The organism is Delftia sp. PE138 (assembly GCF_018320755.1).
Lineage (GTDB): Bacteria > Pseudomonadota > Gammaproteobacteria > Burkholderiales > Burkholderiaceae_C > Comamonas > Comamonas tsuruhatensis.
Window position 1 is genome coordinate 567355 of sequence record NZ_JABEPN010000003.1, and the last position, 15023, is coordinate 582377.

The 15023-nt window shown below is 68.0% G+C and carries 15 protein-coding genes and 1 pseudogene; 9 read left to right on the forward strand and 7 right to left on the reverse strand.

Annotation, left to right across the window (positions count from 1 at the left end):
• The first annotated feature begins 102 nt into the window (after positions 1-102).
• The 7 genes from HFGMBDPB_RS14895 (at position 103) to trpC (ending at position 7651) form a co-directional block, all read left to right on the forward strand.
• Entirely contained in the window at positions 103-1215 is a 1113-nt protein-coding gene (locus tag HFGMBDPB_RS14895; RefSeq protein ID WP_212645655.1) for a hypothetical protein, read from the forward strand.
• 22 nt (positions 1216-1237) lie between these two features.
• Positions 1238-2482 (forward strand): toxic anion resistance protein, encoded by a 1245-nt coding sequence (locus HFGMBDPB_RS14900; protein ID WP_212645656.1) that lies wholly within the window; start codon positions 1238-1240, stop codon positions 2480-2482.
• Between the two features lie 2 nt (positions 2483-2484).
• Complete coding sequence (locus HFGMBDPB_RS14905; protein ID WP_212645657.1) at positions 2485-4095, forward strand: vWA domain-containing protein; 1611 nt, start codon at positions 2485-2487, stop codon at positions 4093-4095.
• A gap of 28 nt (positions 4096-4123) precedes the next feature.
• The gene (locus tag HFGMBDPB_RS14910) at positions 4124-4747 is read left to right on the forward strand and encodes a hypothetical protein (RefSeq protein ID WP_016449539.1); all 624 of its coding nucleotides are present in this window, start codon (positions 4124-4126) and stop codon (positions 4745-4747) included.
• A 398-nt stretch (positions 4748-5145) separates the two neighbouring features.
• Positions 5146-5733: an anthranilate synthase component II gene (locus HFGMBDPB_RS14915; protein WP_012202700.1), complete on the forward strand. Its 588-nt coding sequence runs from the start codon at positions 5146-5148 to the stop codon at positions 5731-5733.
• A 29-nt stretch (positions 5734-5762) separates the two neighbouring features.
• Entirely contained in the window at positions 5763-6797 is a 1035-nt protein-coding gene (gene trpD / locus HFGMBDPB_RS14920) for an anthranilate phosphoribosyltransferase (RefSeq protein ID WP_013804671.1), read from the forward strand.
• A 50-nt stretch (positions 6798-6847) separates the two neighbouring features.
• Positions 6848-7651 carry an indole-3-glycerol phosphate synthase TrpC gene (trpC, locus tag HFGMBDPB_RS14925; RefSeq protein ID WP_016449540.1) on the forward strand — a complete coding sequence of 268 codons (804 nt, stop codon included), beginning with the start codon at positions 6848-6850 and terminating at the stop codon, positions 7649-7651.
• Here the strand turns inward: trpC and HFGMBDPB_RS14930 are convergent.
• Both HFGMBDPB_RS14930 and HFGMBDPB_RS14935 read right to left on the reverse strand, forming a co-directional pair.
• Positions 7648-7971: a helix-turn-helix domain-containing protein gene (locus HFGMBDPB_RS14930; RefSeq protein WP_016449541.1), complete on the reverse strand. Its 324-nt coding sequence runs from the start codon at positions 7969-7971 to the stop codon at positions 7648-7650. The genes trpC and HFGMBDPB_RS14930 overlap by 4 nt on opposite strands.
• A gap of 5 nt (positions 7972-7976) precedes the next feature.
• Entirely contained in the window at positions 7977-9305 is a 1329-nt protein-coding gene (locus HFGMBDPB_RS14935) for a type II toxin-antitoxin system HipA family toxin (RefSeq protein ID WP_212645658.1), read from the reverse strand.
• Between the two features lie 233 nt (positions 9306-9538).
• Between HFGMBDPB_RS14935 and HFGMBDPB_RS14940 the strand changes: the two genes are divergently transcribed.
• On the forward strand, positions 9539-10270 hold the full coding sequence (locus HFGMBDPB_RS14940; protein ID WP_212645659.1) for a uracil-DNA glycosylase: 732 nt from the start codon (positions 9539-9541) through the stop codon (positions 10268-10270).
• On the opposite strand, the gene HFGMBDPB_RS14945 is transcribed toward HFGMBDPB_RS14940, so the two are convergent.
• Positions 10264-12297: an alkyl/aryl-sulfatase gene (locus HFGMBDPB_RS14945; protein WP_212645660.1), complete on the reverse strand. Its 2034-nt coding sequence runs from the start codon at positions 12295-12297 to the stop codon at positions 10264-10266. The two genes, HFGMBDPB_RS14940 and HFGMBDPB_RS14945, sit on opposite strands and share 7 nt — an antisense overlap.
• 89 nt (positions 12298-12386) lie before the next feature.
• Here HFGMBDPB_RS14945 and HFGMBDPB_RS14950 point away from each other — a divergent pair, with 89 nt between their 5' ends.
• Positions 12387-13100 (forward strand): Crp/Fnr family transcriptional regulator, encoded by a 714-nt coding sequence (locus tag HFGMBDPB_RS14950; protein ID WP_212645661.1) that lies wholly within the window; start codon positions 12387-12389, stop codon positions 13098-13100.
• A 59-nt stretch (positions 13101-13159) separates the two neighbouring features.
• Here HFGMBDPB_RS14950 and HFGMBDPB_RS14955 read toward each other — a convergent pair whose 3' ends face one another.
• From HFGMBDPB_RS14955 to HFGMBDPB_RS14970, 4 genes and pseudogenes are all read right to left on the reverse strand, one after another.
• Positions 13160-13297 (reverse strand): hypothetical protein, encoded by a 138-nt coding sequence (locus tag HFGMBDPB_RS14955; RefSeq protein WP_017405883.1) that lies wholly within the window; start codon positions 13295-13297, stop codon positions 13160-13162.
• Positions 13287-13835: pseudogene (locus HFGMBDPB_RS14960) on the reverse strand (GTP-binding protein). The gene HFGMBDPB_RS14955 and the pseudogene HFGMBDPB_RS14960 overlap by 11 nt, the downstream one beginning before the upstream one ends.
• Positions 13828-14487: a hypothetical protein gene (locus HFGMBDPB_RS14965; RefSeq protein ID WP_212645662.1), complete on the reverse strand. Its 660-nt coding sequence runs from the start codon at positions 14485-14487 to the stop codon at positions 13828-13830. Before HFGMBDPB_RS14965 ends, HFGMBDPB_RS14960 begins: the two are co-directional and overlap by 8 nt.
• 245 nt (positions 14488-14732) lie before the next feature.
• Positions 14733-15023, reverse strand: a 291-nt coding sequence (locus HFGMBDPB_RS14970; RefSeq protein WP_160856081.1) for an IS30 family transposase, incomplete at its 5' end; no start/stop codon positions are given.

Genomic DNA, 15023 nt, shown 5'->3' on the forward strand with positions numbered 1-15023 from the left:
ACAAAACTTCCGTATAAGAAGTTTTTTTGAACAAGACATGACAACGGCCCGCGCGTTCATGACCGAATTTCATCTTGCCGTCATCCAGGGCGGAGCCACTCAATGAACGCGCGCCGTGCTTTGGCGGCGGGGCTGGCGGCGCTGCTGCTGGCGGCCGTGGGTGGCGGCGTCTGGTACTCGCGCACGGCCCTGGTGCAGGACCGCCAGGCGCAGCGGGCGCAGCAGCAGTCCGTGACGGCACGCGGCCTGATCGGCTCCGAGAAGGAAGCCTTCTTCCAGGACGAGCGCGTGCGCGACGTGCTGGCGCGCCACGGCGTGACGGTGACGGTGCAAAAGGCCGGCTCGCGCAGCATTGCCAACAGCTACGACCCCAAGCAGTACGACTTCGGCTTTCCCTCGGGGGCGCCGGCTGCGGCCCAGCTCAAGGCGGCGGCCAGGGCCGCCACGGTCTACACGCCGTTCTACACGCCCATCGTGTTCGCCAGCTGGCGGCCCATTGCCGAGATCCTGATCGCCAACGGCGTTGCGCAAAAGCAGGGCGACTTCTTTTACGTGACCGATCTTCCCGCCCTGCTGGCCATGGCCGGCAAGGGCACGCGCTGGCGTGACCTGAAGGCCTCCGGCGCCTTTGCCACCGGCAAGGCCGTGCTGCCCGCCAGCACCGATGTGCGCAGCTCCAACAGCGCGGCCATGTACCTGGCGCTGGCCAGCTATGTGCTCAACGGCCAGCAGGTGGTGCAAAGCCCGGCCGACCTGGAGCGCGTGATGCCGCAGGTGGCGCCGCTGTTCCTGCGCCAGGGCTTCCAGGAAAGCTCGTCGGCCGGGCCGTTCGAGGACTACCTGGCCCTGGGCATGGGCAAGGCGCCGCTGCTGGTGGCCTATGAATCGCAGCTGGTGGAGTTCCTGCTGCGCCACCCGCAGCGCAGGAGCGGCGAGATGGTGATGCTCTACCCGCAGCCCACGCTGTATTCCAAGCATGTGCTCGTGCCCTACACGCCTGCGGGCGATCGCGTGGGCCAGCTTCTCGAATCCGATCCGCAACTGCGCGCATTGGCGCAGGAATACGGCTTTCGCACCGGCGGCGACACGCACGGGCCCGAGCGCTGGGCCGGGCAGGGCGTGCTGGCGCCCGCGCAGCTGGTGGAGGTGATCGAACCGCCCAGCCAGGAGTGGCTGGAGCGAATGATCGTGGACATGGAGCAGCGCTTCAAATGACCGAACGTTCCAGGAGCAACCGATGAGCAACACCCCCCAGACCACCACGGCCAGCGCCGCCGTGGCCGTGCCTGCACAGGAGCAGGATTTCGTGCTGGAGCCGCCCGCGCCCGCCCTGCCCGTGCCCATCGAGTCGGCCAGCGGCAAGGTCCGCCTGAAGGCCGAGGAAGTGCAGCAGCTGGACGCGCAGGTGGCGCAGTTCATCGACGACATCACCGCCAACGACAGCCAGTCGCCCGCCTTCAAGGGCGCGGTCGAGCGCATCCACGGCATGGGCAACAAGGAGGTGCAGGCCGCTGCGGCCGTCTCCAACCGCATGCTGGAGCGCCCCGTCAAGACGCTGAACAACGGCCTGTTCGACCAGGGCAGCCAGATCGGCCAGGGCCTGATCGACCTGCGCCGCCAGGTGGAGGCGCTGGACCCCTCGCGCCAGGATGACCTGTTCAAGCCGCGCAAGCTGCTGGGCCTGATCCCCATGGGCAACAGGCTGGTGGACTACTTCGACAAGTTCCAGTCCAGCCAGAGCCACCTGAACGCCATCATCGACAGCCTCAAGCGCGGCAAGGACGAGCTGCTGCGCGACAACGCCGCCATCGAGCAGGAAAAGGCCAACCTGTGGGGCCTGATGGAGCGGCTGGAGAAATACATCCACATTGGCAAGAAGCTGGACGCGGCGCTGGAGGTCAAGGCGGCGCAGCTGGACGCCAGCGACCCTGAAAAGGCGCGCGTGGTGCGCGAGGACATGCTGTTCTACGCACGCCAGAAGGTCACCGACCTGCTCACCCAGATGGCGGTGAACGTGCAGGGCTACCTGGCGCTGGACCTGGTGCGCAAGAACAACCTCGAACTGGCCAAGGGCGTGGACCGCGCGACCACCACCACGGTCTCTGCCCTGCGCACGGCCGTCATCGTGGCGCAGGCGCTGGCCAACCAGAAGCTGGTGCTGGACCAGATCACGGCGCTGAACACCACCACGGGCAACCTGATCGCCGGCACCAGCGAGCTGCTGCGCGAGCAAAGCGGGAAGATCCACGAGCAGGCGGCCGGCAGCACCATCGACATCGCCAGGCTGCAGCAGGCCTTCGGCAACATCTACCAGACCATGGACGCCATGGCCGACTTCAAGGTCAAGGCCCTGGCCTCCATGCAGACCACGGTGGACACGCTGTCGCAGGAGGTGGACAAGTCCCGCGCCTATCTTGAAAAGAGCCGCCGCGAGGACGTGCGCGAGGCGCTGCAGGCGCCCGCCGGCGAGGTGGTGCTGTGAGCATGTTCCGGCGCCTGGCGGCCTGGTGGCTGCTGGGCCTTGCGCTGGTCCTGGCCGGCTGCGGCAAGTCGCCCGAACCCGCGCCGCAGGCCGCCGCAAAGGCCGATGCGCCCGCCGGTCCCCAGGGTGCGTTCACCGTGCTGGCCGGCTCCGAACTCAAGGACGTGGCGCCCGCGCTGGAGCAGGCCGCCACGGCGGCGGGCGTGCCGCTCAAGCTCAGCTATGCAGGCACGCTGGAGATGGTCGAGCGCATCAATGCGGGCGAGCAGTACGACGCCATCCTGCCGCCCAATGGCGCCTATCCCGCGCTGGCGCTGGCGAACAAGCCGCTGGCGCGCGAAAAGCTTTTCTACTCGCGCGTGGCCCTGGGCGTTAAGGTCCCCGTGCTGCACAAGCTGGGCTGGGACAAGGCCCCGCCCACCTGGGCCGACATCGCACGCGCTGCCGCCCAGGGCCGGCTGCGCTACGGCATGACCAATCCGGCCAGTTCCAACACCGGCATGAGCGCGCTGTTCGCCGTGGCCTCGGCCGTGGCCGGCAAGACCGAGGACCTGGACGCCAGGGAAGTCAATGCCAAGGTGCTCAAGGACTTCCTGTCGGGCCAGAAGCTCACCGCCGGCAGCTCCGGCTGGCTGGCCGAGGCCTTCGAGCGCGAGCCCGGCGCCGTCGATGCGCTGGTCAACTACGAGGCCGTGATCCTGCGCCTGAACGAGAAGCTGCCCGCCGCCGACCGGCTCACTCTGGTCTACCCGCGCGACGGCGTGATCTCGGCCGACTATCCGCTGATGCTGCTCAACGCTGCGCGGCGCGCAGACTATGACCGGCTGGTCGCCCAGTTCAAGGCCCCCGCCTTCCAGGGCCAGCCGCTGCGCCAGGCCCAGCTGCGCCCCGCCAGCCCCGAGGCACAGGCCAGCCAGGCGCTGCCCACGGCGCCCGTGGTGGAGTTGAGCTTTCCGAACCGGCTGGAGGTGATCGATGCCGTGCTCTCGGCCTACCAGAGCGATCTGCGCCGCCCGGCCACCAGCATCTTCGTGCTGGACGTGAGCGGCTCCATGAAGGGTGCGCGGCTGGCGCAGATGAAGGAGGCGCTCAAGCTGCTGTCCGGCGCCGAGGCATCGGCCGCCAGCCAGCGCTACGCCGCCTTCCAGGCGCGCGAGCGCGTGCTGCTGATTCCGTTCTCGGGCCTGGTCGGCCAGCCCGCGCGCGTGCAGTTCGCGGCGGGCGACCTGCAGGCCGCAAGCGCCCAGGTGCTGGCCTATGCCGACAGCCTGGTGGCCGACGGCGGCACGGCCATCTACGACGCGCTCACGCTGGCCCAGCAGCAGGCACGCCAGGAACTGCGGGCCGATCCCGAGCGCTTCGTCAGCATCGTGCTGCTGACCGATGGCGCCAACACGGCGGGCCGCGACTGGGCCGCATTCGAGCGCGAGCAGCGCATGGCGCGCGACGGCGGCGCGCCGCTGGTGCGCGTCTTTCCCATCATCTTTGGCGAGGCGCAGTCCGGCGAAATGCAGGCCCTGGCCGCGCTGACGGGCGGGCGCGCCTTCGATGCGCGCAACACCGGCAAGAGCGGACTGCCGCTGGTGTTCAAGGAAATCCGGGGCTACCAGTGACAGCGCCGCCACCGATCGGACCCGCCTGATGCGCCGCCTGCAGCTTTTCTTCTATGGCAACGGCAACCTCGCCGGCCTGGCGCTGGCCCTGCTGGGGCCGGTGCTGCTGTTTGCCGGCGTGATCGGCGGCGGCTGGGGCTGGATCACGCTGGGCCTGTACGTCGCGGGCCTGCTGCTGGGCTGGGCCCTGCAGCCCGCGGGCGCCAGCTTCGAGCGGGCGCTGCAGCAGCACTGGAGCGCCGAGGACATCCGCGAACGCATCGACGAGCTGGTGCAAAAGGCCCGCCCGATGCTCACGCCCGAGATGCAAAAGCACCTGGACAGCGTGCGCGGCTCGGTGCACGAGGTGCTGCCCTCGCTGGCCGAGGCCGGCCCGGTCTTCAACGACGGCCTGTTCACCGTGCGCGAGACGGTGCTGCAGTACCTGCCCGCCACGCTGTCGCACTATGCGGCGCTGCCGCCGCTGTTCCGTGTCACCCAGCCCGTGCAGGACGGCAAGACGGCCAGGCAGCTGCTGACCGAGCAGCTGGCGCTGCTGGCCGGGCAGATGCAGCAGGTGGTGGCCCATGTGGCGGCCAGCGATGCGCAGGCGCTGCTGGCCAACGGGCGCTTTTTGAAGCAGAAGTTCGACCGGCCGGATTTCTTGAAGTGAGGCGCCTGCAGGGTCGTCCCGCCACGCTGCGCGGACCCTGTGTTAGCATGCTTCGCCATGCAGCCTGCTGCATTCCCGTCTTCCAGACACCTGAACTCTCGATCCAAGACAGCCATGAACGGTACGCCCGTTTCGATCATCGTTGCACAGTGGTGGCGCTTCCAATAAGGAAGCGGCACGTCGTCGCGGTTGCGTACCGCACCTTGCCGCCGTGACGGCAGCAAGGCTCACTCAGCAGATGGCTCCCCGGCACGGCGGCTCCCAGAACCCAGGAGATTGCCCAGATGCCCTCAGATTCCCCCTTCCAGACCCAGGCAGCATTGCGCGCATTCCCGCGCCAGCCTTCGCTGCGGCATGCCCGTGCCACCCGTTTTTCCCTTTGAGACCCAGGAGCCGGTATGACCAGACTGCTGATGATCGACAACTACGACAGCTTCACCTACAACATCGTCCAGTACTTCGGCGAGCTGGGTGCCGATGTCACCGTGGTGCGCAATGACGAGGCCACGCTGGACGAGGTGATCGCCCTGGTCGAGCGCGAGAAGATCGACCGCCTGGTGATCTCGCCCGGCCCCTGCTCGCCGGCCGAGGCCGGTATTTCTGTGGCGGCCATCCAGCACTTCGCGGGCCGCCTGCCCATCCTGGGCGTGTGCCTGGGCCACCAGAGCATTGGCGCGGCCTTCGGCGGCGACATCGTGCGCGCGGGCCAGCAGATGCATGGCAAGACCAGCGTCATCACCACCGACCGCAAGGGCGTGTTCGCCGACCTGCCCGAGCAGTTCACGGTCAACCGCTACCACTCGCTGGCCATCGCGCGCTCCAGCCTGCCCGAATGCCTGGAGATCACGGCCACCAGCGAGGACGGCGAGATCCAGGGCGTGCGCCACACCAGCCTGGCCATCGAGGGCGTGCAATTCCACCCCGAGAGCATCCTCACCGAGCATGGCCATGCCATGCTCAAGAATTTCCTGGAACAGAAGGCCTGAGCAGGCCGGCACCCAACCGAGACACCGCAATGACCCAGATCACCCCCCAGGAAGCGCTGCAGCGCACCATCGAGCACCGCGAAATCTTCCACGACGAGATGCTGCACCTGATGCGCCTGATCATGCGCGGCGAGCTGTCGCCCGTGATGACGGCGGCCATCGTCACCGGCCTGCGCGTGAAGAAGGAGACCATCGGCGAGATCACGGCCGCGGCCGAGGTCATGCGCGAGTTCTCCAACAAGGTCCATGTGGAGGACAAGCGCCACCTGGTGGACATCGTGGGCACGGGCGGCGACGGCGCCAACACCTTCAACATCTCCACCTGCTCCATCTTCGTGATCGCGGCGGCGGGCGGCAAGGTCAGCAAGCACGGCGGGCGCAGCGTCAGCAGCAAGAGCGGCAGCGCCGACGCCATGGAGGCGCTGGGCGTCAACATCCAGCTCAGCCCCGAGCAGATCGCGCGCAGCATCGCCGACGTGGGCATCGGCTTCATGTTCGCGCCCAACCACCACCCGGCCATGAAGAACGTGGCGCCCGTGCGCAAGGAGCTGGGCGTGCGCACCATCTTCAACATCCTGGGCCCGCTGACCAATCCGGCCAGCGCGCCCAACATCCTCATGGGCGTGTTCCACGAGGACCTGGTCGGCATCCAGGTGCGCGCGCTGCAGCGCCTGGGCGCCGAGCACGCCATCGTGGTCTATGGCCGCGACGGCCTGGACGAGATCAGCCTGGGCGCGGGCACCCTGGTGGGCGAGCTCAAGGACGGCGTGGTGCGCGAGTACGAGATCCATCCCGAGGACTTCGGCCTGCGCATGGTGGGCACGCGCGCCTTCAAGGTGGACAATCCCGAGGAATCCAAGGCCATGCTGCTGGGCGTGCTCCATGGCGAAAAGAGTGCCGCGCGCGACATCGTCTGCCTGAACGCGGGTGCCGCCCTGTATGCGGCCAACGTGGCCTCCAGCATCGAGGACGGCATGGCCCGCGCCCAGGCGGCGCTGGACAGCGGCGCTGCCCTGGCCAAGCTCAACGAACTCGTGGCCTACACGGCCCGGCTGACGGCCTGAGCCGCGCAGCCCCCATCGACCACCGAATACAAGAAACCAAGGAAAGCAACGTGTCCGACATCCTCAAGCAAATCTGCGACGTGAAAGTGCAGGAAGTGGCGGCCGCCCAGAAGCGCATGCCCTTCGCGGACATGCGCCGCGACGCCGAAAGCCGCGTGCTCACGCGCGACTTCGTGGGCGCGCTGCGCGCCAAGATCGCCGCCGGCCAGGCCGGCGTGATCGCCGAGATCAAGAAGGCCAGCCCCAGCAAGGGCGTGATCCGCGAGGACTTCATCCCCGCCGACATCGCGCAAAGCTATGCCGATGGCGACGGCAAGGGCGTCAGCGCCGCCTGCCTCTCGGTGCTGACCGACAAGCAGTTCTTCCAGGGCAGCGTGGACTATCTCAAGCAGGCGCGCGCCAGCTGCCACCTGCCCGTGCTGCGCAAGGACTTCATGGTCGATCCCTACCAGATCTACGAATCGCGGGCCATGGGCGCCGACTGCGTGCTGCTGATCGCCGCCTGCCTGGACGACGCGCAGATGGCCGAGATGGAACAGATCGCCCACAGCCTGGACATGGCCGTGCTGGTCGAGGTGCACGACGGCGCCGAGCTGGACCGCGCCCTGCGCCTCAAGACCCCGCTGGTGGGCATCAACAACCGCAACCTGCGCAGCTTCGAGGTCAGCATCCAGACCACGCTGGACCTGCAAAAGAACGTGCCCGCCGACCGCCTGCTGGTCACCGAGTCGGGCATCGGCAGCCGCGAGGACGTCAAGGCCATGCGCGATGCCGGTATCCACGGCTTCCTGGTGGGCGAGGCCTTCATGCGCGCCAAGGAGCCGGGGGAGGCGCTGGCCAAGCTGTTTGCCTAAGACGCGTCGTTGTGCGGGCCGGCCGGTGAATCCGGGGTCCGCACGATGCGCACCACCCCGAGCTTGAGCCCCAGCATGGCCAAGATGCGGTTCATGGTCTGCACGCTGCCTTCGCTGCGCTCCTGCTCGATGTCCTGCAGCGTTCTATAGGAAACGCCGCAAAGCTTGGCCATCTCGGCCGTGGTCAGCCGCATGGTCTTCTTCAGATGCCGCACGGCCTGCGGCAAAGACCATTCGGGGTGGGCCAGCACATCGTCAATAGCCTGCCTGCGCAGCTCCAGCTGCTGGGCAATGGGAATGGGGGTGAAACGCTTGTCCATGGTCTTCAGCGCAGCGCAGCGAGCTCCTGCGCACGTGCCAGGAGGGCGGGACGCAGGTGGCCGAGAACCTCGGGCTCCAGCCCTAGCGCCAGACCGTCTGCGGCGATGCGCTCCAGCGCGGGAATCATGGCCTTGAGGCCTTTCACCAGTGGATCGCGCTGCAACGGATCCGACTGCGTGCCCCGGCGTTTTCGAGGGAGCTGCGCGGCCAGCGCACAGACGCTATCCAGCACACGGCCCCAATCGGGCCGGCCGCCCTGTTCATCCCGCCAGCGGATGCGTCGGGCAATGCCGTCCGGGTGGAGATACATGGGCGCAAAGTCGTACAGGGGCGTGAGCGCGATGCGGCCATCGAAACCGCGCTGCACGGCGGTGTTGCGCGCGTGGTTGTCCTTGTTGCCCAGGGCCAGGTTGGCAATGTCGCGTTTGATGTATTCGAGCACTTCCTGCTGCGGGTGGCTGCAGTGCCGCATCAGCTCCAGGCAGACCGTGTCATGGTCGGGCACGGCTTCGAAGCCTGGCATGCCGGTCAGCGTGGCAATGCTTTCCTGCGCCAGTCGCGTGACCGCGCCCCGGCGCACCTGCCGGTCAAACCGTCGTATGAACAGCGCACGCTGGTGCAACTCCAGCGGTGCATGCACCCGCAGTCCCAGATCGGCGGCCAGACGCATATAGGTAGCCTCATGCCTGAGGATGCAGGCCAGCTGCGGGTCGGTGCCGCGTCCGAACTTGACGATGTAGTGCTGCACCGCCTGCTCGTCCGCAAGGGTGTGGTCCAGGTACAGCAGACCATCCTGGGCGCGTGTCAGCAGCACCTTGGGCCACTCGCCTTGTATCCCGGAGGACCCGGCAACAAACAGGCCATGCGAGGCAAGGTACTCGGAGAACTCGTCGCCGCGTTGCGCAACCTCCTCGTCGGTGAACCCGCGCATGCCTCCCCCATGGTTGCCCAGCCATTGCGCCGCTTCCTTGACGCGCAGGTTTCCTATGGGGTTACCTGCCCCGGCCAGCAGCAACTGCCAGTCGGCAACCGCACCTGCCAGGGGAGATTGGCCCAGGCGTTGCAGCAGCTCGCGCCGACCAAAGCCTTGAGGCAGCATGTCGATCAGAAAGACTGGCCAATGCACCTGCTGCAGGGGCTCCAGCCCCACAGGCCAACGGGCACAAAGGGCGCGGGCATCGGTGGCGCCCGCATGCTGGACCGCCCAGTCCACGGTATAGCCCGAGTAGGTGCTGGCCTTCCAGCCTTCTCCTTGCTGCCCGCGCAGGTCCACGCTCGCGACGTCGTGCCAGGCGCTGCAGTGGTGCAGTTGTAGAGTGCAGTTTGCGGTCATTTACACGAAATTCTAGGTAAAGCATTGGGCTGACTCAAGGTTTTTCGTATGTTTTTCCGTGTAACCATTGTCTGTCTTTGGGGAACCATTGGAGGCGGACGTACCTCCCCGCCGCAGGGAAAGGTATGCTTGCCGTGATCCAACAGGCATGGCGCTTGCGCCCATGCATTTCAGCTGTACTTTTTTGAGGGAGGCTGCTGCCTCGGCATGTGGCGGCGGTGCCCCCATCCGCCATGGCCCTTCAAGACGACGCAATCGCCCCGGCGCAAGCCGACCAACTCCAATCCGCCGATCCCGCCGACTGGCCCGTTGCGCCCGACTGGCAGCCCCTGGTCGAGGACTTCTTCGCGGGTGCCACGGGCCAGCAGCTGCTGACCTTTCTGCACCAGCGCCTGGAAGCCGGCGCGGTGATCTTTCCGCCCCAGCCGCTGCGCGCGCTGGAGCTGACACCGCCCGATGAGGTGCGCGTGGTCATCCTGGGGCAGGACCCCTACCACGGCCGGGGGCAGGCCGAAGGCCTGTCGTTCTCGGTGGCGCCGGGCGTGCGCATGCCGCCCTCGCTGCAGAACATCTTCAAGGAGATGCAGCGTGACCTGGGCGTGCCCTTCCCGCCGTTCCCCAACCCGGGCGGCAGCCTGGTCAAGTGGGCCAGGAACGGCGTGCTGCTGCTCAACACCTGTCTCACGGTGGAGGAAGGCCAGGCGGCCAGCCACTCGGGCAAGGGCTGGGAGCTGCTGACCGATGCGGTGATCCGACACATCGCCCAGGGCAAGCGCCCCGTGGTCTTCATGCTCTGGGGCAGCCATGCGCAGTCCAAGCGCGCCTTCATTCCGGCCGACCGGGGCCATCTGGTGCTGACCAGCAACCATCCCTCGCCTCTGTCGGCGCTGCGCCCGCCCGTGCCCTTCATCGGCAACGGGCACTTCGGCAAGGCGCGCGACTTCCGCGCCCAGCACGGCTACTGAGCGGCCCGCTCGGGGCGTGGCTCCACGATGGGGAACACGCTGTCGAAGCGGTCCAGCATGGACATGAGCGCCGTCACCTTGGAGGCGTCGCCCTCGATGCGCAGCTGGCCGCTCTTGATGGCCTCGGCCATCGTGGTCTCCTGGCCTGCAATGGCGTCCAGCGTGGCGCGCGTCAGGCGCAGGCTCGCGTGGGCGGCGGGCGCAAGGCCCGGGCTCTGGGTGAGGGCGCTGTTCTCCAGGTTCAGGCTGCGCTGCTCGCCGGTGTCGGTGAAGGTCCAGTTGAGCACGATGCGCTGGCCTGCGGCCTTGCCGGCGTCCAGCCGCACGCCCAGGTAGTCGAAGAACATCTCCAGCGGCAGGCTGCGCACCAGGTCGCGCGCGGCGCTGCCGGGCCTGGGCAGTTGGGGCACGCCCTGGCGCAGCTCCGCCGCGCCCTGCAGGAAGGCGTTGCGGGCCGTGGCCGATTCCATCTGGTAGCCCAGCTGTTCATAGGCATTGGCGGCCAGGCGGCGCGCGGCCTGGTTGGCCGGGTCGGCAAAGACCAGCTGCGAGGCGATCTGCGCCACCCAGCGGTATTCGCCGCGCTCGTAGTCGGCCTGCGCACGGCGCAGCACGGCGTCGGCGCCACCCATGTATTCCACGGTCTTGCGCGCCGCGGGCACGGGCGGCAGCGCCTCCAGCTGGGCCGGGTTGCCTTCGTAGTAGCCCAGGTAGTGCTGGTAGATGGCGCGTATGTTGTGGCGCAGGTGGCCGTAGAAGGCATGTGTGGCGCCGTCGCGGGCCAGGGATTCGGGCATCTTCAGCATCTCGGCGATCTCCGAGCCCACATAGCCGTGGTTCATGAGGCGCACGGTCTGGTCGTGCAGGTATTTGTAGGTGTCGCGCTGGCTGGCCAGCATGCGCTGCAGCCGGGGCTGGCCCCAGACCGGCCAGTGGTGCTGGGCGATCAGGATCTGTGCCTGGCCGCCATAGGCGTGCAGGGCGTCGTTCAGGTGGCGCGACCAGCCCAGCGCATCGCGCACCTGGGCGCCGCGCAGCGGCAGCAGGTTGTGCTGGGTGTGCACGGCGATCTCGGCCATGTTCAGCACCTTGAGCTGGGGGTAGTACATGATCATCTCGGCCGGCGCCTCGGCCCCGGGCGTGAGCGTGAATTCGATGTCCACGCCGTCGATGCGCAGGGTCTCGCGCGGCTTGTCGATCAAGCGCGTGGGCGCGATCAGCCCCATGGTGCCGGGCGCACCCGCCTTGCCCAGCCCTGCGTCCACCTGTCCCCTGGCATCGCGCGGCAGCAGCATGCCGAACTGGTAGAGCGCGCGCCGGCCCATGGCATGGCCGGCGATCACGTTCTCGCCCACGGCCTCGGCCATGAAGCCCGCCGGGGCGATGACCTGCACGCGGCCAGCATCCACCTCTTCCTGGCGCACCACGCCGCGCACGCCGCCGAAATGGTCCACATGGCTGTGCGAGTAGACGACGGCCACCACGGGCTTGCGCGGTCGGTGCTGGTAGTACAGATCCATGGCGGCCTGGGCGGTCTCGGTGTACATCAGCGGATCGACCACGATCAGGCCGGTCTCGCCCTCGATGATGCTCATGTTCGACAGGTCCAGGCCGCGCACCTGGTAGAGCCCGTCCGTCACCTGGAACAGGCCGCTGACGCGGTTGCGCTGTGCCTGGCGCCACAGCGCGGGGTGCACGGTGTCGGGCGCCTGGTCCTGCTGCAGGAATGCATAGGCCTGCATGCCCCAGATGGGCCGGCCCTGGGCATTGCGCACCACCAGCGCATCCGCCGAGGCGATCAGGCCGCGTTGCGCGTCCTCCATGGCCTGGGCGTCATCCTGAGGCTGCTGCGCCAGCGCAGCCTGCTGGGCCGCGCGCGTGGCCGCGCTGGCTGCCTGTGGCCGGGCCATGTCGGAGACCGGCAGGCTGCTGCCTGCGCAGGCGCTCAGCAGGGCGGCGGCGGCCAGGCAGGCCAGCAGGCGGCAAGGGCGCGCCAGCGCGCGGGGCAGGGGGTGTGAGGCTTGCATGGGAAGGTCTCCTGGCATGTGTTCGATGTCAGCGGCGAAAATACGCAGGCCCGCCGGCTGTGTCTGTCAGCCACCCGACATCCCTTTCCATGCAAGCTTCCCTCGCCTCTTCCTACCTGCCCACGCTGCGCGCCGGCCGCTGGTTCAGCGCATTGGCGCCGCAGTTTGCCGATTTGCTGCTGGCCCTGGCCCAGCCCCGCCGCCTGGAGGCGGGCGAAGCCCTGTTCCTGCGCGGCGATGCGCTGGAGGGCGGGCTGTTCGCCGTGGTCCGCGGCAGCGTCGGTTTCTCCGGTGTGGGCGGCCAGAGCGAGCAGGCGCGCGAGGCCCTGCTCACGCGCATGGGACCGGCCACCTGGTTTGGCGAGATCGCGCTGTTCGACGGTTCGCCGCGCACCCATGATGCCCACGCCATGGAGCCCAGCGAGGTGCTGCAGGTGCCACGCCAGCCGCTGCTGGACTGGCTGCAGCAGCATCCCGCGCACTGGCATGACCTGGGCGTGCTGATGTCGGGGCGCATGCGGGCGGCCTTCGCGGCGCTGGAGGATCTGGCTCTGCTGCCTGCTCCCCAGCGGCTGGCGCGCCGCCTGGTGGCCATGGCGCGCGGCTACGGCGAGCGGCTGGACGATGTGCCGGCCCGGCCGCGCCTGGATATCACGCAGGAGCAGCTGGCGCGCATGCTGTCGATCTCGCGCCAGACCACCAACGTGCTGCTGCAGGGCCTGCAGGCGCGCGGCCTCATCCGGGTGCAGCGCGGCGAGATCGAGATCCTGCAGTGGCAGGCGCTGTGCGCCGAGCGGTTCTGAGAAGGCCCGGTTGTGTGAGGGTCCATCAAGGCGGCGCTACGTGCTAACTGGCCGCCGTTTCAGACCACCAGCACGCCTTCCACGTCCTGCACCTTGCACCGCGCCAGTGCGAGATGGGCCTTGGCCCTGTCGAGCACCAGGTAGAGGAACAGTCCCTCGCGGTGGGCGCGCGCCTTCAGGGCGGGGTCATTCTGCATGGGGGCTGTCCTGCGACAGGGCTTCGATCTGCAGCAGCAGCAACTCGATCAGTGCCACCACCTGCGCGCGCTAGCGCACATCGGCCGGCACCACCGGGCATAGCAGGCCACGCGACTGCAGGTGCAGGGCAAATCCTTCGAGGTCGGGCCGGCCATGCCGGTCCATGCGGCACACGGCCACCACGCAGGCCGTGGTGCGCAGCGTGGCGGACAGGGCATTGATGTAGGTATCCAGGTCGCCCAGTGGGTCGGGCCGACTGTTGTCGATCAGCAGGATCACCTCCAGCGCGCCGTGCGAGAGGATGTTCCACATGAAGTCGAAGCGCTCCTGGCCCGGCGTGCCGTACAGGTGCAGTTTTTCGCCGTTGTCCAGGGTGAGTTCTCCGTAGTCCATGCCGGCGGTGGTCAGGGCCTTGTCCACTGCCGCATCGGTGTTGCGCACGTCGGTGCTTACCGGAGCGATCTCGCTGATGGCGCGTATGGCGGTGGTCTTGCCCGCGCCCGCGGTTCCGCAAATCAGGATCTTCAGCTCACTCATGCACGGAGGCTCTCGTCAATTGGGCCAGCCGCTGGCGGATGCGGTCGAGAATGCCCTGGGCAGGACCCGGGGCAGCGCTGCTGCGGGGTGCCGCGGCGGTCCAGCGCAGCAGGCCGATGGCATCGAGGCGGTTCAGGAAGGCCGCGCAGATCTCCGGCGCAAGGCCCGAGCGCCGGCACAGCGCCTGCAAGGTGGTCGGCCGGCCCGTCATCAACGTGGCCAGGCGCATGTGGTGCGCGCTTGTCAGCAGCCGCTGGGGGGGCCAGCGCAGCAGCTGCACCAGCATGTCGGTCGCCGCTGCCGGGTGGGGTGCCACCACCATGCGTTGCCCGGATGCCGTTTGGCGCACGGCCAGGGCGCGCAGGCCCATGGCATTGAGGCAGTCCTCCACCGCGTCGGCGCGCAGGGGCAGGCTCAGGTAGTCACCCGTGGGGCGGGTGCTCTGGGGCTGGCGGCCCACGCGCAGCGTCACCCGGCTGGACGGCGGCTCGTGCACGCCGTCATGCAGTACCACCAGGTCGGCCGAGGATTCCGTCCATTCCCAGCGGTGCTGCGTGCGGTGGTCCACCGGCCGCACGAAGGAGCGGAACAGCCTGGCGTCGCGGTCATCGAGGCCGCGCAGCGTGAAGGTGAGAGTGGCACGCTCATCCATGCCGCATTGCCTTCAGCAATTGCAGCCGCAACCGCAATTGCAGTTGCCTTGCCCGCAGGCTCCGGCCTGCCTGTTTCCTTGTGCCCATCACGTTGCCGTTTCCTGTCCTGAATGCGCCGCACGGCAAAGCAAGCCGCGCATGCCAATGATTTCAAAGGAGATGCGGGCGCATCATAGGAAGCGCTTGGAGCGGGAGCGGGCAGTTCGCCAGCGTGATTCGGAATCGTCCGATATGTATGGTGGATTCAACCGGTCAACGCAACACACTCATCAAACATTTCAGCAGGTGTTCTGAACCCCAGCGTCTTCCTGGGACGCTGGTTCAACTGCCTTGCAATCGCATCCAAGCTCTCCTGTGAGTAGCCCGACAGATCCAGGCCTTTGGGAAGGTACTGCCTGAGTAACCCGTTCGTGTTCTCGTTGGTGCCCCGTTGCCATGGATGGTGCGGGTCGCAGAAGTAGACCTGGATGTCGGTCGCCAACGTGAAGCGCTTGTGCCCCGCCATTTCCGAGCCGCGATCCCAGGTCAAGGAGCG